The organism is Lysinibacillus sp. CD3-6 (assembly GCF_006351725.2).
Taxonomy (GTDB): Bacteria; Bacillota; Bacilli; order Bacillales_A; family Planococcaceae; genus Lysinibacillus.
Genome location: NZ_CP085880.1, coordinates 3,985,009 through 4,011,915, shown reverse-complemented (window position 1 = coordinate 4,011,915; position 26,907 = coordinate 3,985,009). Strand labels below are relative to the sequence as shown.

Sequence of the window (26,907 nt, the reverse complement as noted above, 5' to 3'; positions counted from 1 at the left end):
TGCGAAAGGTGTTGCCAAAACACCTAGAAATAAAGGGGACTTTTTCATGAAAATCACAAAATTAGCAAAAGGTATTTCCTTGAAACGACCACTCGAAGGTGGCAATGAAGAACAATTAAAGGTTGTACGACAAGTATTAGCGGATGTCCGAGCACAAGGTGACATCGCAGTACGTACATATACAGAAAAATGGGATGGCTATGCTCCTGACAATTTACGTGTCACAAAAGAAGAAATGGCAGAGGGCGTCAACACGATTGATACACAGCTATATGCAGATTTAACAGAAGCTGCACAAAATATTCGTCTCTATCATGAGCAACAAAAGCGTACTGGCTATCGGATGGAATTGCCAGATGGCTCCTGGCTTGGACAACGTATCACTGCGCTCGATGCTGTAGGCCTTTACGTTCCAGGAGGGACAGCTGCCTATCCATCATCCGTATTGATGAACGTTATCCCTGCACAAGTAGCTGGTGTGAAGCGAATTGTTATTACATCACCTGCTGGTCGTGATGGTAAATTACCTGCTGGCGTGCTTGCTGCTACGCATATTTTAGGTGTAGAAGAAGTGTATAAAATTGGTGGTGCGCAGGCAATTGCGGCACTTGCCTACGGAACGGAAACGATTCAAGCGGTCGATAAAATTACGGGACCTGGTAATATTTTTGTTGCTCTAGCAAAGCGTGAAGTTTTTGGTGAAGTGGCAATTGATATGATTGCAGGACCAAGTGAAATTGCTGTAATTGCAGATGAAACAGCTTTTGCAGACGAAGTGGCTGCAGATCTTTTATCACAGGCAGAGCATGACAAGATGGCTTGTGCCATTTTAGTAACAACATCGGAGCAACTTGCTTATAACGTAGCGCTTGAAGTAGAAAAACAATTAGCTACTTTACCTCGTGAAGAGGTAGCACGTGCATCTATCGAAAATTATGGTGCGATTTACATTGCCGAGACGATGTCAGAAGCAGTTGAGGCCATTAATTCATTAGCACCAGAACATTTAGAAATCGTGACAAAAAATGCGGAAGCTGTGGCAGAGCAAGTACGTCACGCTGGCGGTATTTTCATTGGGCGATATAGCTCAGAGCCTGTAGGTGATTATTTTGCAGGCACAAATCATGTATTACCGACAAACAGCACAGCTCGTTTTGCAAGTGGTTTAAATGTAGATGACTTCGTGAAAAAATCGAGTATCGTTTATTACACTGAAAAAACGTGGGCCGATAATGCCTCAAAAATCGCACGCTTAGCTCGCATGGAAGGCCTAGAGGGGCATGCGCGGGCAGTCGAATCTCGTGGATGGGAAAAGGAGTAGAACGATGACAGATCAAAGACGCTATGCAAAGGTAGAACGAACAACAAATGAAACGCAAATATCAGTAGCCATTGATTTAGATGGTGAGGGCAAAGCAGATATCCAAACAGGTGTTGGATTTATGGACCATATGTTGGATTTATTTATTAAACACGGTCTTTTTAATGGCTCAATACAAGCGAACGGTGATACGCACATTGACGATCACCATACGACGGAAGACCTTGGCATTGTGTTAGGACAAGCTATTCGTGAAGCACTGGGTGATAAGAAAGGCATTAAACGTTACGGTAATGCCTTTGTCCCAATGGATGACGCCCTTGCTCAAGTCGTAGTCGATTGCTCAAACCGTCCGCATTTAGAATATCGTGTGCCTGAGCTAAAAGAAAAGGTAGGCACTTTTGATACTGAATTAGTACATGAGTTTTTATGGAAGTTCGCACTTGAAGCAAGAATGAATGTGCATGTTATTGTGCCATATGGTCATAACACGCACCATATAATTGAAGCTATTTTTAAGGCGTTAGCCCGTGCGATTGATGCGGCAGTGGAGATTGATCCTCGTGTTAAAGGTGTACCTTCAACGAAGGGGCTGTTAACGTGAAAATCGGTGTAATTGACTATGGGATGGGCAATTTATTTAGTGTCGAGCAAGCATTAAAACGCCTTGGCTGTGAGGTCATTGTAACGGCAGATGAACATGAGCTTGATGCAACGGATGCTCTTCTATTGCCAGGTGTAGGTGCTTTCCCTGACGCTATGAAGCGCTTAGCGGAAACAAGATTAGATAACTATCTACAAAAAGTAAAGGCAGAAAATCGACCTTTACTCGGTATTTGTTTAGGGATGCAGTTATTATTTGAGGAAAGTACAGAAGTCACATTAACGAAGGGGCTAGGCTTTTTCAAAGGGAGCATTCAGCGCTTTAGCGGTGTTCAAGGGAATCAATCCTATCGAGTACCTCATATGGGGTGGAATGAATTGATTGTAACAAATCGCCCTGTATGGCTTAAAGACGAAGCAACTGCCGAGCATGTATATTTTGTCCATTCATTTTATGCGACAAATATTGATGCAACAGAGCTTGTCGCTTATGCAGACTATTATGGCATTGAAGTACCAGGCATCGTTGCAAACGGCTCGATTACAGGTATGCAATTCCATCCTGAAAAGTCAGGGGAGTTAGGCGTGTACTTATTAGAACAATGGTTAAAAGGGGTGGCGGCGTGCTAACAAAACGTATTATTCCATGTCTTGATGTCAAGGATGGGCGTGTTGTCAAAGGTGTACAGTTCGTTTCATTGCGCGATGCAGGAGATCCTGTAGAGCTTGCAACATTTTATGATGAGCAAGGGGCAGATGAGCTTGTCTTCCTGGACATATCTGCATCGCATGAAGGTCGTGAAACGATGGTCGATGTGGTGCGCCAAACAGCGGCGACATTAGCTATTCCATTTACCGTTGGTGGTGGTATTCGTTCGTTAGAGGATATGAAGCGTATTTTACGCGCTGGTGCTGATAAAGTGTCTGTTAATACATCTGCTTTAGAACGTCCAGCGCTAATTAAGGAAGGTTCTGACTTCTTCGGTGCGCAATGTATCGTTGTGGCAATCGATGCGCGCTACAGTGAAGAAGATGGCACATGGATGGTGTATACACACGGTGGCCGCAACAAAACATCTTGGCAAGTGATCGAATGGGCAAAAGAAGCTGTTCGCTTAGGTGCTGGTGAGATTTTATTAACAAGTATGAATCAGGACGGAGAAAAATCTGGCTTTGATTTAGCTTTGACAAAGGCGGTAAGAGATTCCGTGACAGTCCCAGTAATAGCAAGTGGCGGTGCAGGGAATGCCGAGCATTTTTACGAAGTATTAGCAGATGATGTCGATGCAGATGCAGCACTTGCAGCATCCATTTTTCATTACAAAGAAACGAGCGTAGCGCAAGTAAAACAATACTTACGTGAAAAAGGAGTGGCAGTTCGATGATGGATAACATTAAATTTGACGATAAAGGTCTTGTGACAGCAGTTGTGCAAGATGCCAATACAAAAGAAGTATTAACGGTAGCTTATATGAATAAAGAGTCATTAGAAAAAACATTGGAATCAGGCGAAACATGGTTTTACTCACGTTCTCGCGCAGAGCTATGGCATAAAGGCGCTACTAGTGGCAACGTACAAAAGGTAGTATCCATTAAAGCGGATTGTGATGGCGATGCATTAGTTGTAGAAGTACTTCCTGCTGGTCCCGCATGCCACAACGGCACGACTTCTTGCTTTACGAATGTACTCCTGGAAAAAGCGAAAGTTGGTTCAGTAGGCATTATCCCTGAACTAGTTAAAGTAATTGAAAAGCGTGAGCAAGAAATGCCAGAGGGTGCATACACTACATATTTATTCGATAAAGGCATCGATAAAATTTGTAAAAAAGTTGGGGAAGAAGCAACAGAGGTTGTCATCGGTGCAAAAAATCGTGATGCAGAAGAGGTAAAATGGGAAGCGGCAGATTTAATTTACCATCTATTAGTTTTACTACAAGAACAAAAAGTAAATGTTTTTGATGTATTGCATGTGTTGGAAAAACGTCACGAGGAGAAATAACAGCATATCGCTTATTGTATGGTATAATATAAGTTACTGTAAAAAGGAACGTATGATGCGTTCCTTATTTCTTGTTTCGGAGGAAATATTTTGGAAAAGAAACGTCAAAAAGAGAAGCAAACGAATGTCGTATCGTTCATTCCAACAGGCGACTATTATTATAAAAAATCAATTCAAGCGATGAATAGCGGACAGATGGATAAAGCCTATAAATATTTACAGCGTGCTGTTGATTTAAGCCCAGATGACCCGATGATTTTATTGCAATTAGCGATTGTAGAATTAGAAGGTCAAGGCTTTGAAGAAGCCTATGATTTACTTCGTCGTGCCTATCAATTAGACCCAAATGAGCCAGAAATTATTTTTTATATGGCAGAGGTGTCTGGATGCGTCGGCATTATACAAGATGCCAAACGCTTTGCAGAGCAATACTTAGAGATGGAACCTGAGGGTGCTTATGCAGATGAAGCGGCTGAAATTTTGGACTTTGTAGCTTTTGAACAAGATGATTATGAAGAGCTTGAAGGTAGCGGCGAGGATTTATATCGTCAGGAACAAGCGCGTCGTTGTATGGAAAAGGGTGATTTTCCAGAGGCGATAAACATTTTAGAACAACTCGTAGAAGATAGACCAGAATTTTGGTCTGCATACAATAATTTAGCTTTAGCTTATTTCTATGTCGGTGAAGCAGAGCAAGCAAAAGCAATCCTAAACACAGTACTTCGTGAAAATAAAGGAAATTTACATGCGTTATGCAATTTAACGGTTATTGCGTATTATGAGAAAAATGATGAGGAATTAAATGCTCTTTTAGAAGTTTTAGTGAAAATCCAGCCTTATGCATGGGATCATCGCTATAAACTAGGTGCAACGCTTGCACTTATTGGTCAATATGAAATAGCCTTTAAATGGCTACGAAGCATGCAAAAACGTGGCTATTTAGGTGATCCAGGATTTTACTTTTGGTTATCACATGCGGCGTATTTCTCGGGCTACGATGATATTTCAAAAAGCGCTTGGGAGCAGTTACTTGAGCTTGATCCAGAGAAAGAGGGCTTTGAACCTTGGCGTCAGCATGAAAATACATATGAACTTGACGCATTAGAACATGATCGTGACTTCATTGTATCTAAACTTGAAAGTGAGTATATAAGTGATCGCCTATTTGGTTTGTTTTTATTAAAAGGGACAGCGCATAAACAGGAAATCATTGCTCATCCTAAATGGATAGATGTTGAGCAATTTGATGCTTTTGAAAAGCTTTTTTTAGCTTACGCACTTGGCCATCAGTTTGATGAAAAAAATAAAGTAGAGGCAAGCTTTTTAAGAGCTGTCCGTGTATCAGAGATTTTATTAGAGCAATATGGGAAAATGACAACATTGGTTGCGCCAATGTTTCAAATGTGGTTTGTGCTATGTGAACAAGCGCTTAGTGAAAATTATCGCTTTACAAATCCAGCTGCCATTGCAGGTGCAAATGATTTCTTATTCCGCTCATCTCGCATGTTGAAGGTGACGAAGAAGGAAATTGCAGAGCAGTATGGTATATCTGTGTCTACATTATCTAAATATATTGAAGAAATGTTAATGTTTTTACCAACCAGTTAAATTTAGGTTGTGAGCAACATAGTTGAATAACTTCATGCTTTCACATACGATGAACATACTAACGTTATTATAAAAAAGTTTTACAAGTTTAGGAGGAAGTATGTATGTCAGAAGAAAAAATTTATGATGTTGTAATTATCGGAGCAGGACCTGCCGGCATGACTGCGGCTGTTTATACATCACGTGCCAACCTTTCAACGCTAATGATTGAACGCGGTATTCCAGGCGGACAAATGGCGAATACAGAAGAAGTAGAAAACTATCCAGGGTTTGATACAATTTTAGGGCCTGAACTGTCTACTAAAATGTTCGAGCATGCGAAAAAATTTGGTGCTGAGTATGCATACGGTGATGTTTCAGAAATCATCGATGGAGAAGAATATAAAATCATTAAATCTGGTGCAAAAGAATATAAAACACGATCAATTATCCTTTCTACAGGTGCAGAATATAAAAAAATGGGTGTACCAGGTGAAAAAGAGCTTGGTGGACGCGGTGTCAGCTATTGTGCAGTATGTGATGGTGCATTCTTTAAACAAAAAAATCTCGTTGTCGTAGGTGGTGGGGATTCAGCTGTTGAAGAAGGTGTTTATTTAACACGTTTTGCTGATAAAGTAACAATTGTTCACCGTCGTGATAAATTACGTGCTCAAAAAATTCTACAAGATCGTGCATTTGCCAACCATAAAATCGATTTCATTTGGAATGCAACAGTAAAAGAAATTAACGAAGCGAACGGTAAAGTAGGCGGCGTTACATTACAATCAACTGTGGATGGCACAGAATCAGAATTTAATGCTGATGGCGTATTTATCTATATTGGTATGCTTCCATTAACAAAACCTTTTGAAGCATTAGGTATTTTAAATGAAGCTGGTTATATTGTGACAAACGAAAATATGGAAACGAAAGTACCAGGTATTTTTGCTGCAGGAGATGTACGTGAAAAAACGCTTCGCCAAATCGTAACTGCGACTGGCGATGGTAGTATTGCAGCGCAAGCAGCACAACATTATGTGGAAGAATTATTAGAAAAAATTAACGCATAATAGGCCTGAAATAGTTCGTCTCGAAATAGCTAGCGTAAAACGCTAAACGTAGAAGCTCGTTGCTATTGGCCGTTATTACCGGAAAAAAATACAATTTTTTAATACGGTTTTAATATTGCTGTAACTTGAATGACATATAAAAGGTGTAATATGTAGAGTGTAATTAGCAATCCCCCTTTTATTTTTTTAGTAGGTTGTTTCCGCCTAATTAGGTGGGGGCAACCTATTTTTGATATTTGAGTGCCAGTCACTCAAACAATTCTGAATTTTAAGTGTTATTGACGCTATTGTTACTTGTCCATTCATGCTACAACAGCACAAAAAATAAGGCGCAACAAGCTGCACAATAGCGACGGTCGAAGCTTACGTTGGGCTGTGTGGACAGCATAATGGGTTTTTCCGCAATTGGATAACTACTTCTTAAGCTTATTATTTCTGAATGTGTCATGTCTCACTATAGAAAACTGTATACTATAAGTATGATTATTCGTGTAAAATAACTGTCATTGGGAGTACAACGACCCTTTATGCAAGAGAAATAAAAGCCATTCATGTTGATTCAATATAAACAGTTTTTTGCGCAAGATACCATAGTTGTGAAATGAGGACAAACTCTGATAGGTCTTGCTATAATGAAAATATAATGCAAAAGAGATTAGAGGTGTGTCTATGCAAAGAATTGCAAACTTAATTGCCGTAAAAGACGGCCAAGTATTATTACTTCAAAAGCCGAGACGAGGCTGGTATGTAGCACCTGGCGGAAAAATGGAAAGCGGTGAGTCGATTTATGAGGCTGCTTTACGTGAGTTTCAGGAAGAAACAAATGTCATCCCATTGAACGCGCATCTAAAAGGTGTATATACGATGATTATTAAGGAAGATAACGTTAAGGTGGATGAATGGATGCTATATACTTTTATGGCGAAAGATATTGAAGGCGTTCCATTCGAAGAAACAAGAGAAGGTAAGCTTGCATGGCACCCAGTTGGGGATTTAAAACATTTGCCGATGGCTGAAGGTGATCGAACGAATTTACTATTTGCGATTTCCCAATCAGGCATTCAATACGGCACATTTGAATACACGAAAGATTTTGAATTGCTTCATGAGAAAATACAAATATCAATAGAACAATAAAGGAGCTGCATGACAGTGGTGGTTGAAAGTCAACAATGTACACATGAATTGGTCATTATTACAGGAATGTCTGGAGCTGGGAAGACAGTAGCTATTCAAAGCTTTGAGGATTTAGGGTATTACTGTATTGATAATTTACCACCAGCGTTACTCACGACTTTTTTAACTTTACTTAGGGATTCAGGTAAAAATATAACACGTATTGCAGCTGTCATGGATATGCGTGGCGGCAACTTTTTTGATTCGCTAATTGGAGCGCTCGACCATATATTAAAAGAAGGCGATATCGTTGTCCGCATTTTATTTTTAGATGCAGATGATGCAACGCTTGTGAGACGTTATAAGGAAACGAGACGTGCACATCCATTAGCTGTAACTGGTTTACCTCTTGATGGCATTAAACAAGAACGCGTACTGCTATCAGAAGTAAAAGGCCGCGCTAATTTCGTTTATAATACGTCAAATATGAAACCAAAAGAGTTACGTGAGAAAATCGTGAAAGCATTTGCAAGTGATGCAGATCACACTTTTTCAGTTAATATTATGTCCTTTGGATATAAACACGGTATGCCAATTGATGCAGACTTAGTATTTGATGTGCGCTTTTTAAAAAATCCTTATTATGTAGAGGAATTGCGCCCTAAAACTGGTTTGCAAACAGAAGTCTCTTCTTATGTATTAGCGTTAGAGGATACACAAATCCTAATTCAAAAACTAACGGATTTGTTTGAATTTATGATACCGCTTTATAAACAAGAGGGGAAATCGCAACTTGTCATTGCTTTTGGTTGTACAGGAGGACAGCATCGTTCGGTGACTTTAGCAGAATATTTTGGCGCTTGCTTGGCCAAAAAAGAAAATGCTGTGATATCGCACCGTGACATCAATCGAAGAAAGGATTGAGTGAATGGGGAAAAAGCATACAAGGCTAGTTGTAATAGGTGGTGGTACTGGCCTTTCTACGTTACTACGTGGTTTAAAGCATCACCCGTTTGATATCACTGCAATCGTAACAGTTGCGGATGATGGTGGTTCCTCAGGACGTTTACGTGATGATTATGATATCCCCCCGCCTGGGGATGTTCGTAATGTCATTGCGGCATTATCGGATGTGGAACCACTCGTTGAGCAAATGTTTCAATATCGTTTTTCCGTATCAGAAGATTTAAATGGTCATTCTCTTGGCAATTTAATGTTAACGGCCTTAACCGATATTACTGGAGATTTTAGCCATGCTATTAGCGAAATGGGAAAAGTTTTAAAAGTACATGGTCGAGTAATTCCAGCTGCTAATAAAAAAATTACTTTACATGCCGAACTAGAAGATGGGGCAGTAATTCAAGGTGAGTCGAAAATTCCTACTGCTGGAAAGCGCATTGATCGCGTTTTTTTAGTGCCTGAAAATGTGCAGCCGTTACCAGAAGCAATACGCGCAATTAATCGTGCTGACTATATTTTAATAGGACCTGGTAGCTTATATACAAGTATTATTCCTAATTTGCTAGTAAAAGAAATTGGAGAAGCTGTAGTTAGAGCAAAGGGACGAAAAATTTATGTATGTAATTTAATGACCCAAAAAGGGGAGACCATTTCTTATACAGCAGGTGACCATGTTGAGGCAATTCACAAGCATGTTGGACATTCCTTTATTGATGCTATTTTAGTAAATGATGAACAACTTCCACATCCTGTTAAAGAGCTTTATAAAGAGGAATGTGCGGAACCCGTAACATTCGATGTTGGAAAGCTTGAAAGTATGGGATTAGAGGTTATTAAACGTGATATTGCAACCATTCGACCAGATGGGACAGTGCGCCATAATGCTGCAAATGTGGCACAATGGCTTGTGGATTATGCAAAAATCTTACCGAAAAAGTAAGGAAGCCAACAATAGAGTCCTAAAGAATGCTTGTTGTATATGGTAAGATGAACATATACATAGAAATAAAGGTCGAAAGGAGGGCGTAATATGTCATTTGCTTCAGAAACGAAAAAAGAGCTGACGCAAGTAGAAGCGGACGATTATTGTATGAAAGCAGAAGTATCTGCATTAATTCGTATGAATGGTTCATTATCTTTTGCAAACAAGCAACTTAGTTTAGACGTACAAACCGAAAATGCAGCGATTGCAAGAAGGCTTTACACTATTATGAAGAAGTTGTATCCATATAACGTAGAGCTACTTGTACGGAAGAAAATGCGTTTGAAAAAAAATAACGTGTATATATGTCGTGTGCGAGAAGGGGCGCGGGAGTTACTTATTGATTTAGCGATAATATCGGATGATTTCCAATTCAATCACACAATTTCTAAAGAGCTTATAAAAAAGAGTGGCCATAAAAGAGCTTACTTACGTGGAGCATTTTTAGCAGGTGGCTCGGTAAATAACCCAGAAACGTCTGCCTATCACTTAGAAATTTATTCTTTGTATAAAGAACACGGTGAAGCATTAATGGATTTAATGAATGAATTTGAGTTAAATGCAAAAACAATTGAACGAAAGAAGGGCTTTGTGACATACTTAAAAGAAGCGGAAAAGATTTCCGATTTTTTAAACATTGTCGGAGCTCATCAAGCGATGATGAAATTTGAAGATGTTCGCATACTACGCGATATGCGAAATAGTGTTAATCGTATTGTAAACTGTGAAACAGCAAACTTGAATAAAACAATCGGTGCTGCACTGCGCCAGGTAGAAAATATTCGCTTTATTGAAAATTCAGTAGGGCTGGATCAGTTGCCTGAAAAGCTTCGTGAAATTGCACGCTTACGTGTGGAATATCAAGATGTGACGTTAAAAGAACTTGGTGAAATGGTATCAAGTGGAACGGTTAGCAAATCAGGCGTTAATCATCGATTGCGTAAAATAGATGAAATAGCAGATGCACTAAGAAGAGGTGAAAAAATAGGCGGTTAAGCTTTCATACAAAAGACAGAAAGCAAGTGCAATCGCTTATTGTTCTTCTGCTGTAAAGTGCGGTAATATAAAACTAAGAGACGAACGGTAGTGAAGGAGAGAATTGCGAATGACTGAGAAAACAGTCCAGGTAAAATTAAAATTAGGACTTCAAGCTAGACAAGCGGCTTTGTTTGTACAGGAAGCAAATCGTTTTAGTGCTGATATTTTTCTTGAGAAAGATGAGAAAAAAGTAAATGCCAAATCCATTATGGGTGTAATGAGCTTAGCGATTGCTAAAGGTACGAAAGTTGTTTTAAGCAGTGAAGGTAGCGATGCAGAGCAAGCGGTTACATCATTAGCTGCTCTTATTGAAAAAGAAGACTAAATAAAAAACCCTCTAAGTCACCTGGACTTAGAGGGTTTTTAGCATCAACGCTGTGGATTTCCACGGGCACTGTATTTTGAGTGTCAGTCACTAGTGCAATTCGAAAGATTCAGAATTGTTCGAGTGCCTGGCACACATAAAAAACCCGCTAAGTCATCTGGACTTAGCGGGTTTTTCTAATTAACGTTCGTTACGTACAAAAATGTGGTCGATTAAGCCGTATTCTTTAGCACGTTCAGCTGTCATGAAGTTATCACGATCAGTATCTCGTGAGATGACTTCTAGTGGCTGACCAGTACGTTCAGATAAAATACCATTTAATTTTTCACGAAGGAATAAAATGCGTTTTGCAGCAATTTCAATTTCAGTCGCTTGACCTTGTGCACCGCCAAGTGGTTGGTGAATCATTACTTCTGCATTTGGTAATGCATAGCGTTTACCAGGTTCACCAGCAGCAAGTAGGAACGCACCCATTGATGCAGCCATACCAATACAAATTGTTTGTACTTTTGGCTTGATGAATTGCATTGTATCGTAGATTGCCATACCAGCTGTAATAGAACCACCTGGTGAGTTAATGTAAAGAGAAATGTCTTTATCTGGATCTTCTGCTTCTAAAAATAGAAGCTGCGCAACGATTGAGTTTGCAACGTTGTCATCAATTGCACTTCCTAATAGGATAATACGGTCTTTTAGTAGTCGTGAATAAATGTCATAAGCACGCTCACCACGACTTGTTTGTTCAATAACTGTAGGAATTAAATTCATGTTAAATCCTCCTTAAAAAGCTAAATTCGAATACTTTTACTGAAATCATCCATTATATTTCAGTTGTAACCTTATCATACACATTATAGTCAGGGAAGGTCAAATATTAACGCTGATATTAAGAAATAAAATCCCTAATAAAAATTTTAAATTATAGTTGAATTGTGGGCAATAGGTTTGTATAATGGAAAGGTCGTAAGTTAAAGTACAGTACACTATTTTGCAGGTATGCTTCTACAATGAGGGTTATCTACATGATGCTTTACCGTAAAGCCTAAGAGTGAGTACTTTTTTTTTATGTTCAATTGCCCTCGTGGTGTAATGGATAACACGTAAGATTCCGGTTCTTGCACTGGGGGTTCGATTCCCTCCGAGGGCGCCATTTACTGATGAATTGATTTACTTTTATAGCTCGATTCTCCTATTAAGTTGCTTAGCAGCCTGCTTAATGGAGAAAGAGAGGAATATGGTGGAAATCTGTCCCGTAGGCATTATTCCCATTATGATTCCTTTCTAAACCATCAAAAGCAATAACTCCAAAAAGTTTTTTAGTGAACATACTGATCGTGAAGCTAGCATTGCTAGCACAAAAGAAGAATCCTATCTGAGAGGATTCTTTTTTTGTGGTCAAAAATATCTAAATTTAGCATAAAAATCATCTTAATATTGCATAAGTATACATTTTCAGACATAGATATTGTTTTTATTACATAATTTCTCTACGTTTTGTATTATAAAATTAATTATTATGAAAAAATAATCACTTTTATACGAAATCGTATTGTATATCCCCTCTATTGACACTATAATTGACCTAATAGTCTAACATTTCCGAATTGATAAAATTGAATTAGTCGGAAAATATTAATTGTATAGGGGGAAAAACTATGAAAAAACGTTTTTGGACGTTATTAATGGTTGTAGCAGCATTTACGCTAGTGCTAGTAGGCTGTGGTGCAAAAGAAGATGCATCTTCTGGCGACGCAGTTTCTGATGGTGGCGGTAAGGACAAAGTTTATAAGGTAGGTACAGAGGCTACTTTTGCACCATTTGAATCGATTGACGATAAAGGGAATATTGTAGGATTAGATGTCGATATTTTGCAAGCGATTGCAGATGAAATGGGCTTTAAAGTGGAATGGGAAAACATCGGGTGGGAGCCTGTATTCCAAACAATTAAAAATGGTGAAACACACATCGGTGCATCGGGGATTACAATTAATGAAGAACGTAAGGCGTCATTCGATTTTACAGAGCCATACTATGAATCTCAATTATTAATCGTAGTTAAAGAGGATTCAGATATTACGTCATTAGCAGATTTAAAAGATAAAAAGATTTCAGTGCAAATAAATGCCACTGGTCATATGGCTGCAAAAAAATTACAAGGTGATGCAAGCACAAACATTATGGCATTCGAAAGCCAACCTGTTGCTATTCAAGAAATGTTAAATGGGAACGTTGATGCAACAATTGGTGATAATGCAGTTATTTATGAATATATTAAAGCTAACCCAAAAGCGAAACTTAAAGTAGTTGAAGATGATGCATTTGAAAAAGAATACTACGGCTTTATGGTGAAAAAAGGTAATACGGAATTATTAAACCTATTGAATGAAGGTCTACAAAAAATTAAAGACAATGGTAAATTAAAAGAAATTACTGGTAAGGACTTTAAGTAATGGATGATGCCGTTAGCCTAATCATGCTAGCGGCTCATTTGATTTATTAGCGTATTTAATAGAGAAATTGATAGGGAAAGTAGGGGTTCTAATGGACATCTTTGATTTACGCTGGGACATAGTTTGGAACTACCGTGATATGTTTATCCGTGGTATTGGTATAACAATCATCTTAACGCTCAGTGGTTATTTTGGTGGTATAATTTTAGGCTTACTATTAGGTTTAGGGAAAGTATCTAAAAATAAGTTTATTTACTGGCCATGTAAACTATATGTCGATTTATTCCGTGGGACACCAATGCTAGTGCAAATTTTATTAATTCATTTAGCGGTGATTCCAACAATTTTTGGCCATTCATTAGGATATATGGTGTCAGGTATAACTGCGCTTGTATTAAACTGTGCAGCCTATAATGCAGAAATATTCCGTGCGGGAATTCAAAGCATTGATAAAGGACAAATGGAGGCAGCGCGTTCACTTGGCCTAACACACAATCAAGCGATGAAAAAAGTTATTTTACCACAGGCTTTCAGACGAATGATTCCACCACTTGGCAATGAATTTATTGCATTATTAAAAGACTCATCATTAGTAACGGTTATTGCAGCGCCAGATATTTTATATGCAAGTAAAGTTGTGGCAGGTGCGAGCTTCCGTTTCTGGGAACCTTATATTGTAGCCGCATTGCTATACTTAGTTTTAACATATGTTGTGACAAAGGTAGTCGCGTTTATTGAAAAACGATTCAGCAACAGCTATATCCCTCGTAAAGCGGAAGGGAGAGAAGCAAGATGATTAGAATTGAAAACTTACACAAATACTTCGGAAAACTGGAAGTATTAAAGGGCATCGATTATGAAATACATGAAAAGCAAGTTGTCTGTGTTATTGGACCTTCAGGATCAGGAAAAAGTACTTTTTTACGTTGCATAAATATGCTAGAAGAAGTGACAGATGGTGCAATTTATATTGAAAATGTGAAGGTAAATGGACCAAAAACGAATATCAATGCTATTCGAGCAGAGGTCGGAATGGTATTCCAACAATTTAATTTGTTCCCTCACATGAATGTCATTGATAATGTAACAATGGCACCAATGCAAATTCGCAAAATGAACCGTGCAGATGCAGAGAAACTAGGGCATGAGTTACTGCAAAAGGTCGGGCTAGATAGTAAGGCTTACAACTATCCTGAGCAGCTTTCAGGTGGACAGCAGCAACGTGTAGCGATTGCAAGAGCATTAGCGATGAAACCTAAAGCTATTTTATTTGATGAGCCAACTTCCGCACTAGATCCAGAAATGGTGAAAGAAGTATTAGATGTTATGAAAAATCTAGCGATTGAAGGAATGACAATGATTGTCGTGACACATGAAATGGGCTTTGCACGAGAAGTTGGAGATCGTGTTGTGTTTATGGATGGTGGCTATATCGTAGAAGAAGGAACACCAGAAGAACTCTTTGGTAACCCGAAAAATGAGCGGACCAAAGCATTTTTAGGAAAAGTTTTATAAAAAAATGGGAAAAACCATTCAACGCATAAGCGATGAATGGTTTTTTTGTATTTAATGGAGGGGATTTGTAGTTGTTGCATAGGCATCAAGCATTGCACGCATATCTTGTTGCGTGTATTGTGGCACTTGATAATAGCCATGCTTATTTTGGTAAATAGATACTTCGTATGCCATCTCGATGCAGTTGGGAATACTATCAGCAACTACACGACGCACAACTGGATTTGTTGTTTCAGTTGCTGCTGCAGTCATACATTTAGCTGAACCTTTATGTGCACCAAGTAAGAAGCCTGAAATGACTTCATCATTGATTTCACTTGCATTTTGCATAGGCTTTTTCGGCTGAGAAGGCTTAATGCCATATTGGAAGTTGTTCCCTGTCTGCATTTCATAGCGACCAGTTGGAACAGAAGGATCATGCCCTGTTTTAAAAGATTCCACAATCGTATTGTACATACCGAGTGTGAAATTATATTGATTATCTAAAATGCTAAGTAGTTCTGGGTCTTTTACTTGTGGACGTAAAATAATGGATAGGTTTAGTCCAGCGATTATTTCGCCAATCGTTTCATGCATGTCCATAACTTCATGGCCACCATGATTAAGGCTTTGTTGTTGGTTAGGTGTTGTTGCATTGTTTTGTTCATTATAAAAAGATTGTGACAAAAAAAACGCCTCCTGAATGGTTTAGTTTGTTGCAGTAGTTAGTATGCCTTGCAAGTACTATTTCATACGATATAAATCCGTTTGCATATATTTAGCATAGCGATGTTTTTTTGCAACACATTAGAGGTATAACAAAAGAAAGTTAAGGAGGATAAAAAATTGAAAAAATTACTTGGACCAGTAGGGATAATCGTTATTATTTTAGCTGTATTAGCTTTACTATTTATTCCAAAATACAATAGTCTTGTAACCGCGGAGGAAAATGTTGACTCGAAGTGGGCTCAAGTCGAAAATCAGCTACAACGCCGTTATGATTTAATTCCGAATTTAGTGGAATCTGTAAAAGGGTACGCAAATCACGAGCAAGATGTCATTACTAGCATTACGGAGGCGCGTGCACAAATGGGCAATGCACAAACACCCGAGGAACAAGCGAGTGCAAATGATGCGTTAAACGGCGCACTTAGTCGATTACTTGTAGTCGTAGAAAATTATCCGAATTTAAAAGCCGATGCAAATTTCCGTCAATTAATGGATGAACTGGCGGGGACAGAAAATCGACTAGCAGTAGCACGTGAGGATTACAATAATGAAGTACAAGGCTTTAATAAAAAAGTAAAACGCTTCCCAGGGAATATTATTGCAGGTATGTTTGGCTTCGAACAAAAGGAATACTTTAAGGCAGCGGCTGGAGCTGAAAAAGCACCTGCAGTAGATTTTAGTGATTCGGGTAAACAATAATGAAACGGTTGACAGTAACGCTTTTAGTTGCGTGTTTTATGTGGTTTGTTACAGCTAACAGCGCACTAGCACAGTTGCCCACACCAATGAAAAATACGTACATCCATGATTTTGCGAATGTGCTTTCAAGTTCTGTAAAGGAAGAACTTAATCATTATTCAGAGCAATTAGATAAAGGCACAGGTGCTGAAATAATGATTGTTACAATGGATAGCATTCAAGGGCAAGACCCAAAAATGTATGCCACGCAATTAATTCGTGCATGGGGTATTGGAGATGCAAAGAAAAATAATGGTGTTCTGCTATTGGCTACATTTGGGCAAGGACAAGGAAATAATGATGTAGTCATTGCTGTTGGTCAAGGTTTAGAGGGAGCGTTACCAGATGGAAAATTAGGACGTATTTTAGATGATGCTTTTTATCCATCTGCAAGTACAGGTGAAGTCGATCAAGCTTTCCAAGCGACATATGCTGAATTATTTCAAACAGTAGCTAAAGAATATAATTGGGATGGAGAGATGCCGACACAAGCAGTGGAGGATGAGTCAATGCCCAATTGGCTATTTGTGTTACTCGTTATTTTAGTGCTTGTTTTCATTATCTTCTCAAATGGCGGAGGCGGACCACGTTCAAGGGGACGCGGAGGTTATCCAGGAGGATTTGGCGGCGGTTTTGGTAGAGGTGGTTCCAGCGGCGGCGGGTTCGGTGGCTTTGGAGGCGGATCATCTGCAGGCGGCGGAGCAAGCCGAAAGTTTTAATTGTGTGAGTGACTGGCACAATTTAAGTGCCAGTCACTCAAACAATTCTGAATACTGAAAATCACGAAGACTCCTGCGGGAACGCACGTAATCTAAGACGCAACAAAGCGCGCATAAGCGAGGATTGTGGCTTATGCTGTGCCCGCGGAAAGCGAAGTGGATTTTAACGCTATAAAAGAAACTAAATTGTTTAAGTGCCAGTCACTCAAACAAAGGACTTTCCATAATAGGAGGGTCCTTTTTAATTGGATAAAAAGGATAAATAAATAATTATTATCATTTATTGACAAATTAACTAATTTTGTTATAATTTCATTGTATCGACAAACGATATAACGAACACTGATATAAGGAGGAATTACTTTGAAAAAAAGATTTTTGTCAGCATCTTTAGCGGTCATTTTAACAGCCTCTGTTGTTTATCCTGTTTCCGTACAGGAAGTTCGTGCTGCTAATGAAACTAGCAACATTACTATTGCACAAGAGGAACGCCTAACAGCAAAAGAATTTCTTGATTTAGCTGTAACATCTTTAACATTCCAACATGGCTCAGAATCAATGCGTCAAGAAGTGATTAATAAGTGGGTTAAAGACGGGGAATTAGACAACTTAAGTAGTGCAATTAAACGTAATGAAGCCGCACGAATTTTAGTAAGAGCGCTTGAGAAAGAAGAAAAAGAAGTAACACTAGCAGACTATCTGGAAAAAGCAAATAAGCTAGGCTTATTTAATAGCATTTCAGAAAATAGTGAAACAATTTCTAAACAAGACGCTACTAAAATATTTACTACATTTAAGAGTTTAAAAAACGGTGCTAGTAACGAAGGTGTTAACGAAATTTCTGTAGAGGATTTTATGAAAAATCCAGGAAACTTCGGTTATCAGCTTTCACCAGATGGTAATTACATTACATTTGCATCATCATGGGAAAGCCGTTCAAATGTTTTCGTGAAAAAAATGAATGATGATAGTGAACCAGTTCGTGTATCTAATTCAAAGGATCGTGATATTGCAGGATTCTTCTGGAAAGATGATACATTGCTTTATGCGAAAGATAAAGGTGGAGATGAAAACTTCCACATTTATTCTTCTACATTTAACGGTACAGAAGAAAAAGATTTAACGCCTTATCCAGGTGTAACTGTAGGGGTATTAAGTAGTTTACAAGGTGTTAAAGATGAAATTTTAATTATGATGAACAAAGAAGATGCAACAGTCTTTGATGTGTACAAGCTAAATGTTAAGACAGGCGAAACAAAACATGTTGCAAAAAATCCTGGTAACGTAGCTGATTGGTTAGCTGACCGTGATGGTAATATTCGTATAGCTGTAGTTTCAGATGGTGTAGAAGGTATGATTCTATATCGTGACACAGAAAAAGACGAATTTAAGCCGTTTATTGAAATGGCTGCGGGCGATGAAGTGACGCCATTAGCTTTCTCTAAAGATAATAAGCATATTTACGCAACTTCAAATAAAGGTAGAGATAAAGTAGAAGTAGTGAAATATGATCTTGAAGGTAATGAAGAAGTCATTATGTCGAACGAAGAAGTAGATGTAACTGGTGTATTATATAGTGGTGAGCAAGATAAAATTTTATACGGTGCATATGTAACGGATAAGGTACATTATCAATTCTTCGATGAAGATTTTGAGAAGTTATTCCGCAAAATTCAAGACAAGCTAGGCGTTGAAGAAAGTGAACTAGGCATCAACGACTACAATAAAGAAATGACGAAATTCATCGTCAGCGTGTCTAGTGACACAGTGTACGGCAAATATTACTACTATGACTCAACTACAGATGAAATGACAGAGCTAGCAACATTAAGTCCTTGGTTAAAGTCAGAAGAGCTTGCAGAGATGCATCCTGTTTCTTATAAGAGTCGTGATGGTTTAACAATTAACGGTTATTTAACATTACCGAAAAACAAAGAAGCAAAAGATTTACCGCTTATCGTGAATCCACACGGTGGACCATGGGCTCGTGATATGTGGGGCTTTAACCCAGAAGTACAGCTACTTGCAAACCGAGGCTATGCGGTACTACAAGTGAATTTCCGTTCATCTACTGGTTACGGAAAAGAATTTTTACAAGCTGGTAATAAGCAATGGGGTCTAAAAATTCAGGATGATATTACAGATGGCGTGCAATGGGCAATCGATCAAGGGATTGCTGACCCTGACCGCATCGGTATTTATGGTGCATCATTTGGAGGTTACGCAACATTAGCTGGTATTGCGTTTACACCAGATTTATATGCAGCAGCAGTTGACTATGTCGGTGTATCAAATATTTTTACATTGCTAGATACAGTCCCACCATATTGGGAAACTATGCGTAATATGTTCTATGAGCGTGTAGGGCATCCAGAGAAAGACAAAGATCTGTTAACAGCAGTTTCGCCAGTCTTCCATGTGGATAAAATTAAAACACCATTATTTGTTGCGCAAGGTGCAAACGATCCGCGTGTAAATCAGGCAGAATCTGATCAAATCGTTGAAGCGTTACGTGCAAGAGGTGTGGATGTAGAGTACATGCTGAAAGACAATGAAGGACATGGCTTCCAAAACGAAGAAAACCGCATTGAATTCTATAATGCGATGGTTAAATTCTTTGATAGCCATTTAAAAAAATAACGATAATGAGGCTGTGCAGAAATTTTACTTGCACAGTCTTTTTTCATTTAAATATATATAAGCCATCGATTTCCGCGGGCCCAGGTATGCCAGGCACTTAAATTGTTTGAGTGCCTGACACTTAATGAGCAGCTCCTAAATAGTAGATATCCACTTTGCTTTCCGCTCAGCGCTCTGGAGCCACAACCCTCATGAGCACGCAGTTTGTTGTGTCTTACTTTACTTGGTAAACTTTAATAGGAGTGTCATGAGAATTCAGAATTGTTTGAGTGCCTGACACCTAAATAGGAAGGGGTTGTGTGTAAATGAATGTGAAATTTTTTAGTCGTTCGCATTGTGAGCTTTGTGTAGAAGGCTTACGTACATTAAAGCTTGTTCAAGAAGAACTGGATTTCTCAATTGACATCATCGATATAGAAAAAGACGATGCAATACACGAAAAATATATGCTGATGATACCCGTTGTTGAAAAGGACGGAGAAGTCATCCAATATGGCAATTTAGACTATGTAACGTTGATGGAACATTTGTGCAGTGAATAACGTGTATTCCGATGAAATGAACGTACATAATTCAATCGTAAAAAATTCGTTTTTCACCAAGTGAAAAGCGGATTTTTTGTTTTCTTCTATAGATATAATTAAACCTGCAATTTGCGTTATTCACAAATTGTTCAATGAAAGCGTTATGAATATGAACAGTTTGTGAAGAACTTCACACAAAGCTTTCTTTTTGAAAAAATTGGAGTAGAATAGGAATCAAGTAAGAGGTTGTTATAAAACAGTTAATCAAAAGTATCACATATTTACGTGGTTGTTATATTACAAAAATAAACTTAAAGGGAGATTTGACTATGTGGGTTATTACAGTATTTGAACAAAAGGACGTTCGTATTTTTGAATACACAAACAAAACGGAAGCAACAAAAGCTTTAGCTGGCTTCAAGAAAAACGCCGTACTATCTTTCACTAAATAATAACATGCAGTCCCGCAGCCAAAAGAATTGGTTGCGGGATTTTTTATTTTCACGAACAACAATTTTTACAAACCATATGTTAACGTGTATAAAGTTTGTAAAAGCAATCCATACCATTATTTACTTGCTCTTTTTTATAAACCATATTATAATAAAATTACAAGTGGGACATAATTTTATATAGTGGGTTAAAAGTTGTCCCACTAAAGTGAGAGGGAGTAGATATTTATGTTAACTGTTCCTGAGGCACAGCAAAGACTACTTCCAGAAATGAATCCACTTCTACAATCGAGATACCGTATTTTGCAATCGGTTCAGTTAATGCAACCAATTGGGAGACGAACACTAGCCGAGTCACTCAAAATGACAGAGCGTGAAATCCGTAAAGAAACAGATATTTTACGTGATCAAGGGTTATTAGATTCCCAAAAGTCGGGTATGGTATGTACGAGTGATGGTGAATTAGTTATTGAACAGCTTAGAGCATTAGTATATGAATGGTCTGGTCTAACGCAGCTTGGTAAAACGCTCGAAAACCATTTAGGACTACAGCATGTGCTAGTTGTTCCAGGTGATTATAACGATGACGAAACCGTATTAACATTGCTTGGAAAAGAGGCGGCACAGCAATTTCTTTCGACTATTGCTAATGAGCAAGTTGTAGCTGTTACTGGAGGAAAGTCAGTCGCTTCGCTAGCGCAGTTTTTACAACCAGTCGATGGTAACCACAATGTAACATTTGTTGCTGCTCGTGGCGGAATCGGACATGAAATGCAAATGCAGGCTAATACACTCGTTGCAACATTTGCTATGCAGATGGAAGCCCAGTACCGTACATTGTTTTTACCTGAGCATTTAAGTGAACAGGCATATCAGGCAATGTTAACGGAGCCAATGGTGACAGAAATCATGGCTTATTATGACCGTGCTGATTGCGTTATTCATGGCATCGGCTCTGCTGAAGAAATGGCGATTCGTCGTAATTCATCAGCCGAAGATTTGCGTATTCTCGAGGAAAAAGGGGCTGTCAGTGAGGCGTTCGGTTATTATTTTAACGCCGAAGGAGACATTGTGCATCGTATTCGTACGATTGGCATTCAACTTGAACAAGTTGAAAAATGTAAGCATATTATTGCGGTTGCAGCAGGAAAACAAAAGGTGAATGCAATGCTATCTTACTTTAAGGTAGCGCCGAAGCAGACGATTTTTATAACAGATGAGGCTGCTGCGAAAGCAATCGCTGAACGTTTACTGTAAAAATAAATCAATAAAACATTATTGGAGGAATTAACAATGGCATTAAAGTTAGCAATTAATGGATTTGGACGTATTGGACGTTTAGTATTTCGTGAAGCAATGAAACATGATGAGTTTGAAGTAGTTGCAGTGAATGACTTAACAGATGCAGGTCAACTTGCACACTTATTAAAATACGATTCTGTACATGGTATTTATGATGCTGATGTCAATGCAGACGAAGATTCTTTCGTAGTGAATGGAAAAACAGTGAAAGTATACGCTGAAAAAGACCCAGCACAATTACCTTGGGGTGAGCTTGGCGTAGATGTTGTTCTTGAATGTACAGGTCGATTCCGCTCAATGGAAGAGGTAGGCAAACATATTGAAGCAGGTGCTAAAAAAGCAATTTTATCTGCTCCAGCTAAAGGCGATATGCCGACATTTGTAATGGGTGTTAACCACGAAGATTACAATCCAAAAACAGATGATGTCATTTCAAATGCATCTTGTACAACAAACTGTTTAGCGCCAGTAGCTAAAATTTTAGATGAGAAATTTGGCATTGAGCGCGGTATGATGACAACAATTCACTCATATACAAACGATCAACGTATCCTTGACTTCCCGCACTCTGATCCACGTCGTGCACGTGCAGGGGCAGTGTCAATGATTCCAACAACAACAGGAGCAGCAGTAGCCGTTTCGAAAGTATTACCTCAATTAAAAGGTAAGCTTGATGGATTCTCTATGCGTGTTCCTACACCGAACGTATCATGTGTGGATTTAGTTGTAGAACTAAAAGCAGATGTAACAAAAGATGCGATTAATGCGGCTTTAAAAGAAGCTTCTGAAAATGAGCTAAAAGGCATTTTAGGCTACAATGAGCTACCATTAGTATCAATTGATTACAATGGCAACCATAACTCTTCAACTGTAGATGGTCTTTCCACAATGGTTTTAGAAAATAGTATGGTGAAAGTTCTTGCTTGGTATGACAATGAAATTGGTTACTCTACTCGTTTAATGGACCTTGCATTATATATCGCACAACAAGGGTTAAATCATAAATAAGTGTCATAATTCGCAATTTGAAGTAAAAAGTGTGACATAATACGGCTTTTTACGCACAAAAAGTATAGCCTTTATAATATCGAAAAGATATAATAAACAAGGGTAATAGGAGTAGGGGACGTTTACCCTACTCCTTTTTAAATACAAATATCTTGGATAAAATATGGATGACTTGCTATCTGCATACAGGTAGTAGTTACCTTGTCTTTTACAAGACACCGAACATTACTTTTGCTACTATAAAAGCTAATAAAGGTATATTTTAACTTGGTCCAAAATGTGTAAAACCAAGATGGGTTGAGCACATTTTATAATGTCCGCACAACAAAACTTTGAAGGGGGTTTCTTCATGTTAAATAAGAAAACAATGAAAGATCTTGATGTAAAAGGGAAGCGCGTCTTCGTACGTGTCGATTTTAATGTACCGATGGCAGATGGTGAAATTACAGATGAAACACGTATCCGCGCAGCCATTCCAACGATTGAATATTTAGTCGAACAAGGCGCAAAAGTTATTTTAGCGTCTCATTTAGGTCGTCCAAAAGGTGAAGTAAAAGAAGATATGCGATTAACTGCAGTAGGTATCCGCCTTGCTGAAATTTTAGGTAAGCCTGTTACTAAATTGGATGAGTCAATCGGTGAAGCAGTAGAAACAGCTGTGGCGAACATGCAAAATGGCGATATCGTTCTACTAGAAAATGTACGCTTCCATGCTGGTGAAGAGAAAAACGATCCTGCACTTGCCGAACAATTTGCTAAACTAGCGGACGTTTATGTCAACGATGCATTCGGTGCTGCTCACCGTGCACATGCTTCAACAGAAGGAATTGCAAAACACATCCCTGCTGTATCTGGCTTCCTTATGGAAAAAGAATTAGATGTATTAGGAAAAGCATTATCAAATCCTGAGCGTCCTTTCACTGCGATAATTGGTGGCGCAAAAGTAAAAGATAAAATCGGTGTTATTGAGAGCTTACTTGAAAAGGTAGACCATTTAATTATTGGTGGCGGTTTATCATTTACCTTCATTAAAGCGCAAGGTCATGATATCGGTAAATCGTTATTAGAAGAAGATAAAATTGAACTAGCAAAATCGTTCATTGAAAAAGCGCAGGCAAAAGGCGTGCAGTTACATATGCCAATTGATGCAGTGGTAGCCAATGAATTTTCGAAAGATGCAGAGACAAAGGTTGTCGATGTAGATGCTATCCCAGCTGATTGGATGGGTCTTGATATTGGACCAAAAACAGCTGCACACTATGCGGAAGTTATTAAAAATTCAAAATTAATCATTTGGAATGGACCAATGGGCGTTTTTGAATTAGAACCATTTGCAAATGGTACAAAAACTGTTGCAGACGCAATGGCAGCAACTGCTGGCTATACTGTAATCGGTGGCGGAGATTCCGCAGCAGCCGTAGAAAAATTCGAAGTAGCTGATAAAATGGACCACATTTCTACTGGTGGCGGCGCTTCACTTGAATTAATGGAAGGCAAAGAGCTTCCTGGAATTGTAGCATTAAACGATAAATAATAGATAGGAGGCATAACGATGCGTAAACCAATTATTGCAGGTAACTGGAAAATGTATAAAACATTTGAAGAGGCAATACAGTTTGTCGATAGCTTGCAGGATAATCTCCCTGCCAATGACAAAGTAGATGCTGTTATTTGTGCACCAGCACTGTTTCTACCAACACTAGTGCAAATCGCTAGTGAATCTGAGCTAGCAATTGGTGCTCAAACAATGCATTACGAAAACGAAGGTGCGTTTACAGGCGAAATTAGTCCAGCGCAGCTTGCAAGTGTTGAGGTTGACTATGTAATATTAGGACACTCTGAGCGACGTGAATATTATAACGAAACTGATGAAGCTATCAATAAAAAGGTGGCAGCAGCGCTTTCACATAATATCGTGCCAATTATTTGTTGTGGTGAAACATTGGAAGAACGTGAGGCAGGTACGACAGAGCAAAAAGTAGCTGGCCAAATTACAGCAGCGCTTGCAGGCTTTGCCGCACAGGATGTAGAGCATATGGTTCTTGCCTATGAGCCTATTTGGGCAATCGGTACAGGTAAAACAGCAACAGCAGAAGATGCTAACCAAGTATGTGGTGCTATTCGTGCAGTTGTTGAAAAATTATATGATAACGCAACAGCAGAGGCTGTGCGTATTCAATACGGCGGTAGCGTAAAGCCTGATAATATTAAAGAATTATTGTCAAAAGAGCATATCGATGGTGCGCTAGTCGGTGGTGCAAGCTTACAAGCTGATTCATATTTAAAATTATTGGAGGCGGCAGCAAATGCCTAAAAAGCCAGTAGCATTAATTATTCTAGATGGTTTCGCATTCCGTAATGAAACATTCGGGAACGCCGTTGCGCAAGCAAAGAAACCAAATTTTGATCGCTTTTGGAATCAATTTCCGCATTCAACTTTAATAGCTTCAGGTGAAGCAGTAGGGTTGCCAGAAGGACAAATGGGGAACTCTGAAGTTGGGCACTTAAATATCGGTGCGGGCCGTATAGTGTATCAAAGCTTAACGCGCTTAAATAAATCGATTCGCGAAGGAGATTTCTTTACGAATCAAGCATTTTTAGACGCAGTAGCACATGTGAAAGCACATAATTCTAAACTACATGTTATGGGCTTACTATCAGATGGCGGTGTACATAGCCATTATGAGCATATGTTTGCGCTATTAAAGCTTGCAAAAGAACAAGGGCTTGAAGATGTTTTTGTGCATGCATTTTTAGATGGTCGTGATGTTGGACCAACAACAGCAATCGACTATATCGAAGAAACAGAAAAACAAATGGTTGCCATTGGTATTGGTAAATTTGCTTCCATCCATGGACGCTATTATGCGATGGATCGCGACAAACGTTGGGATCGTGTAGCATTATCTTATAATGTCCTTGTTGATGGGGTTGGACAAACAGCGGAAAGCGCTAAAGGTGGCGTTACTGAATCCTATGAGCGTGAAGTGACCGATGAATTTGTTATTCCATTTAGCATACAAGAACATGGAGAGCCAGTAGCAACAATTGATGATAATGACGCGGTAATTTTCTTTAATTTCCGACCAGACCGTGCAATTCAATTATCGAAAGTATTTACAAATCCAACATTTGACGGCTTTGCTTTATCAGCAAATCATCCACAAAATGTAAAGTTCGTATCGTTTACACATTATAGTGATGAAGTGAACGCACAAGTTGCTTATGAGAATGACAACTTGAAAAATACGATTGGGGAAGTGTTAGCCTCTAATGGTAAAACACAGCTACGTATTGCAGAAACAGAAAAGTATCCCCATGTGACATTCTTTATGAGTGGCGGACGTGAGGAGAAATTCGCAGGTGAAGAACGTCTTCTGATTGCTTCTCCAAAAGTAGCAACATACGATTTGAAGCCTGAAATGAGTGCTTATGAAGTAACAGACGCATTGCTTGCAGAGATTGCAGCCGATAAATTTGATGGCATTATTTTAAACTTTGCGAACCCTGATATGGTGGGACATAGTGGAATGCTAGAGCCGACAATTAAAGCAATCGAAGCCGTCGACGAATGTCTAGGAAAAGTAGTAGATGCCCTGCTTGAAAAAGGCGGAGCGGCTATTATTACAGCTGACCACGGTAACTCTGACGAGGTTGTAACGTTAGAAGGAAATCCGATGACAGCTCATACAACAAACCCTGTTCCAGTAATTGTGACGAAAGCAAATTTAATGTTAAGAAATGGTGGCATTTTAGCCGATTTAGCGCCAACCATGTTAGAATTATTAGAGGTGTCACAACCTATTGAAATGACAGGTAAATCATTAATCGAAAAAGAGGAGAATTAATT

At 38.8% G+C, this 26,907-nt stretch carries 27 protein-coding genes and 1 tRNA gene; 26 read left to right on the top strand and 2 right to left on the bottom strand.

Features of this window, described 5'->3' with window-relative positions; translation table 11 throughout:
- Positions 1-46 precede the first annotated feature (46 nt).
- The 12 genes from hisD to FH508_RS19865 all read left to right on the top strand — a co-directional run bounded on the left by hisD (position 47) and on the right by FH508_RS19865 (position 11,001).
- Positions 47-1,321, top strand: coding sequence for a histidinol dehydrogenase (gene hisD, locus FH508_RS19920; protein ID WP_173479439.1), 1,275 nt, complete (start codon positions 47-49; stop codon positions 1,319-1,321).
- 4 nt (positions 1,322-1,325) lie between these two features.
- Complete coding sequence (gene hisB, locus FH508_RS19915) at positions 1,326-1,925, top strand: imidazoleglycerol-phosphate dehydratase HisB (RefSeq protein ID WP_173479440.1); 600 nt, start codon at positions 1,326-1,328, stop codon at positions 1,923-1,925.
- The gene (gene hisH, locus FH508_RS19910; RefSeq protein WP_173479441.1) at positions 1,922-2,554 is read left to right on the top strand and encodes an imidazole glycerol phosphate synthase subunit HisH; all 633 of its coding nucleotides are present in this window, start codon (positions 1,922-1,924) and stop codon (positions 2,552-2,554) included. Before hisB ends, hisH begins: the two co-directional genes overlap by 4 nt.
- The gene (gene hisF / locus FH508_RS19905; RefSeq protein WP_173479542.1) at positions 2,548-3,309 is read left to right on the top strand and encodes an imidazole glycerol phosphate synthase subunit HisF; all 762 of its coding nucleotides are present in this window, start codon (positions 2,548-2,550) and stop codon (positions 3,307-3,309) included. The genes hisH and hisF overlap by 7 nt, the downstream gene beginning before the upstream one ends.
- Positions 3,306-3,923, top strand: coding sequence for a bifunctional phosphoribosyl-AMP cyclohydrolase/phosphoribosyl-ATP diphosphatase HisIE (gene hisIE / locus FH508_RS19900; protein WP_173479442.1), 618 nt, complete (start codon positions 3,306-3,308; stop codon positions 3,921-3,923). The genes hisF and hisIE overlap by 4 nt, the downstream gene beginning before the upstream one ends.
- Positions 3,924-4,013: 90 nt before the next feature.
- Positions 4,014-5,531, top strand: a complete 1,518-nt coding sequence (locus FH508_RS19895; protein WP_173479443.1) for a tetratricopeptide repeat protein — start codon at positions 4,014-4,016, stop codon at positions 5,529-5,531.
- A 104-nt stretch (positions 5,532-5,635) separates the two neighbouring features.
- On the top strand, positions 5,636-6,580 hold the full coding sequence (gene trxB, locus FH508_RS19890; protein WP_173479444.1) for a thioredoxin-disulfide reductase: 945 nt from the start codon (positions 5,636-5,638) through the stop codon (positions 6,578-6,580).
- A 669-nt stretch (positions 6,581-7,249) separates the two neighbouring features.
- A complete protein-coding gene (locus tag FH508_RS19885; protein WP_173479445.1) occupies positions 7,250-7,717 on the top strand; it encodes an NUDIX domain-containing protein in 468 nt (155 codons plus the stop codon).
- 9 nt (positions 7,718-7,726) lie between these two features.
- The gene (rapZ, locus tag FH508_RS19880; protein WP_173479446.1) at positions 7,727-8,620 is read left to right on the top strand and encodes an RNase adapter RapZ; all 894 of its coding nucleotides are present in this window, start codon (positions 7,727-7,729) and stop codon (positions 8,618-8,620) included.
- A gap of 4 nt (positions 8,621-8,624) precedes the next feature.
- Positions 8,625-9,596 carry a gluconeogenesis factor YvcK family protein gene (gene yvcK, locus FH508_RS19875; protein WP_173479447.1) on the top strand — a complete coding sequence of 324 codons (972 nt, stop codon included), beginning with the start codon at positions 8,625-8,627 and terminating at the stop codon, positions 9,594-9,596.
- A 90-nt stretch (positions 9,597-9,686) separates the two neighbouring features.
- The gene (gene whiA / locus FH508_RS19870) at positions 9,687-10,634 is read left to right on the top strand and encodes a DNA-binding protein WhiA (RefSeq protein ID WP_173479448.1); all 948 of its coding nucleotides are present in this window, start codon (positions 9,687-9,689) and stop codon (positions 10,632-10,634) included.
- A 109-nt stretch (positions 10,635-10,743) separates the two neighbouring features.
- A complete protein-coding gene (locus tag FH508_RS19865; RefSeq protein ID WP_173479449.1) occupies positions 10,744-11,001 on the top strand; it encodes an HPr family phosphocarrier protein in 258 nt (85 codons plus the stop codon).
- Between the two features lie 180 nt (positions 11,002-11,181).
- Here the strand turns inward: FH508_RS19865 and clpP are convergent, their stop codons facing one another.
- Complete coding sequence (gene clpP / locus FH508_RS19860; protein WP_024363901.1) at positions 11,182-11,769, bottom strand: ATP-dependent Clp endopeptidase proteolytic subunit ClpP; 588 nt, start codon at positions 11,767-11,769, stop codon at positions 11,182-11,184.
- Between the two features lie 307 nt (positions 11,770-12,076).
- On the opposite strand from clpP, the gene FH508_RS19855 reads away from it, so the two are divergent.
- The 4 genes from FH508_RS19855 to FH508_RS19840 all read left to right on the top strand — a co-directional run bounded on the left by FH508_RS19855 (position 12,077) and on the right by FH508_RS19840 (position 14,966).
- A tRNA-Arg gene (locus FH508_RS19855) sits at positions 12,077-12,151 on the top strand.
- Positions 12,152-12,656: 505 nt separating this feature from the next.
- On the top strand, positions 12,657-13,451 hold the full coding sequence (locus FH508_RS19850; RefSeq protein WP_173479450.1) for a basic amino acid ABC transporter substrate-binding protein: 795 nt from the start codon (positions 12,657-12,659) through the stop codon (positions 13,449-13,451).
- Between the two features lie 91 nt (positions 13,452-13,542).
- Positions 13,543-14,247: an amino acid ABC transporter permease gene (locus FH508_RS19845; protein WP_173479451.1), complete on the top strand. Its 705-nt coding sequence runs from the start codon at positions 13,543-13,545 to the stop codon at positions 14,245-14,247.
- The gene (locus FH508_RS19840) at positions 14,244-14,966 is read left to right on the top strand and encodes an amino acid ABC transporter ATP-binding protein (RefSeq protein WP_173479452.1); all 723 of its coding nucleotides are present in this window, start codon (positions 14,244-14,246) and stop codon (positions 14,964-14,966) included. The genes FH508_RS19845 and FH508_RS19840 overlap by 4 nt, the downstream gene beginning before the upstream one ends.
- 51 nt (positions 14,967-15,017) lie before the next feature.
- Here FH508_RS19840 and FH508_RS19835 read toward each other — a convergent pair whose 3' ends face one another.
- The gene (locus FH508_RS19835; RefSeq protein ID WP_173479453.1) at positions 15,018-15,632 is read right to left on the bottom strand and encodes a spore coat protein; all 615 of its coding nucleotides are present in this window, start codon (positions 15,630-15,632) and stop codon (positions 15,018-15,020) included.
- A 159-nt stretch (positions 15,633-15,791) separates the two neighbouring features.
- Here FH508_RS19835 and FH508_RS19830 point away from each other — a divergent pair, with 159 nt between their 5' ends.
- The 10 genes from FH508_RS19830 (at position 15,792) to gpmI (ending at position 26,905) form a co-directional block, all read left to right on the top strand.
- Complete coding sequence (locus FH508_RS19830; RefSeq protein WP_173479454.1) at positions 15,792-16,373, top strand: LemA family protein; 582 nt, start codon at positions 15,792-15,794, stop codon at positions 16,371-16,373.
- Entirely contained in the window at positions 16,373-17,131 is a 759-nt protein-coding gene (locus FH508_RS19825; RefSeq protein ID WP_173479455.1) for a TPM domain-containing protein, read from the top strand. The genes FH508_RS19830 and FH508_RS19825 overlap by 1 nt, the downstream gene beginning before the upstream one ends.
- Positions 17,132-17,494: 363 nt before the next feature.
- The gene (locus FH508_RS19820; protein ID WP_173479456.1) at positions 17,495-19,771 is read left to right on the top strand and encodes a S9 family peptidase; all 2,277 of its coding nucleotides are present in this window, start codon (positions 17,495-17,497) and stop codon (positions 19,769-19,771) included.
- 305 nt (positions 19,772-20,076) lie between these two features.
- A complete protein-coding gene (locus FH508_RS19815; protein ID WP_173479457.1) occupies positions 20,077-20,313 on the top strand; it encodes a glutaredoxin family protein in 237 nt (78 codons plus the stop codon).
- A 311-nt stretch (positions 20,314-20,624) separates the two neighbouring features.
- Positions 20,625-20,747 (top strand): hypothetical protein, encoded by a 123-nt coding sequence (locus FH508_RS23985; RefSeq protein ID WP_255313811.1) that lies wholly within the window; start codon positions 20,625-20,627, stop codon positions 20,745-20,747.
- Positions 20,748-20,975: 228 nt separating this feature from the next.
- Positions 20,976-22,004: a sugar-binding transcriptional regulator gene (locus tag FH508_RS19810; protein WP_173479458.1), complete on the top strand. Its 1,029-nt coding sequence runs from the start codon at positions 20,976-20,978 to the stop codon at positions 22,002-22,004.
- Positions 22,005-22,040: 36 nt separating this feature from the next.
- Positions 22,041-23,057, top strand: a complete 1,017-nt coding sequence (gene gap / locus FH508_RS19805; RefSeq protein WP_173479459.1) for a type I glyceraldehyde-3-phosphate dehydrogenase — start codon at positions 22,041-22,043, stop codon at positions 23,055-23,057.
- Positions 23,058-23,406: 349 nt separating this feature from the next.
- Entirely contained in the window at positions 23,407-24,591 is a 1,185-nt protein-coding gene (gene pgk / locus FH508_RS19800; protein WP_173479460.1) for a phosphoglycerate kinase, read from the top strand.
- An 18-nt stretch (positions 24,592-24,609) separates the two neighbouring features.
- A complete protein-coding gene (gene tpiA, locus FH508_RS19795; protein ID WP_173479461.1) occupies positions 24,610-25,371 on the top strand; it encodes a triose-phosphate isomerase in 762 nt (253 codons plus the stop codon).
- Positions 25,364-26,905 carry a 2,3-bisphosphoglycerate-independent phosphoglycerate mutase gene (gene gpmI / locus FH508_RS19790; RefSeq protein WP_173479462.1) on the top strand — a complete coding sequence of 514 codons (1,542 nt, stop codon included), beginning with the start codon at positions 25,364-25,366 and terminating at the stop codon, positions 26,903-26,905. The genes tpiA and gpmI overlap by 8 nt, the downstream gene beginning before the upstream one ends.
- Positions 26,906-26,907: the final 2 nt, after the last annotated feature.